1 pseudogene is annotated in these 328 nt (G+C 39.6%); it reads left to right on the top strand.

Features of this window, described 5'->3' with window-relative positions:
* Window positions 1–82: 82 nt before the first annotated feature.
* Window positions 83–328, top strand: a pseudogene (locus CWC11_RS21365) (RpiR family transcriptional regulator); the annotation flags it as partial.

The raw sequence follows: 328 nt of genomic DNA on the forward strand, positions 1-328 counted from the left end.
CTAACTGTAAACACTATCGCAACGTTCCAATTGCACCTATAATAAGTACAATTACAAGTTAGTTACAGGTGAAGTATCAAACATGTCTACATTCGTAAAAATAAAGGCTTTACGGCCTAGTCTGTCGAACAGCGAGGCTAAGCTCGCTGATTTTACATTAAATTCAAGTGCTAAAATTAGAGCGCTCTCATCTGTGGAACTTGCAAGAGCAGCCGGTGTTAGCCAATCTAGTGTTGTAAAGTTTGCACAAAAACTCGGGTATAAAGGCTTTCCAGCTTTTAAACTGGCGGTAGTCGATGATCTTAACTTACAAGTTCAACAACCACGA

It is taken from the genome of Pseudoalteromonas sp. S3178 (assembly GCF_005886985.1).
GTDB classification, from domain to species: domain Bacteria; phylum Pseudomonadota; class Gammaproteobacteria; order Enterobacterales; family Alteromonadaceae; genus Pseudoalteromonas; species Pseudoalteromonas carrageenovora.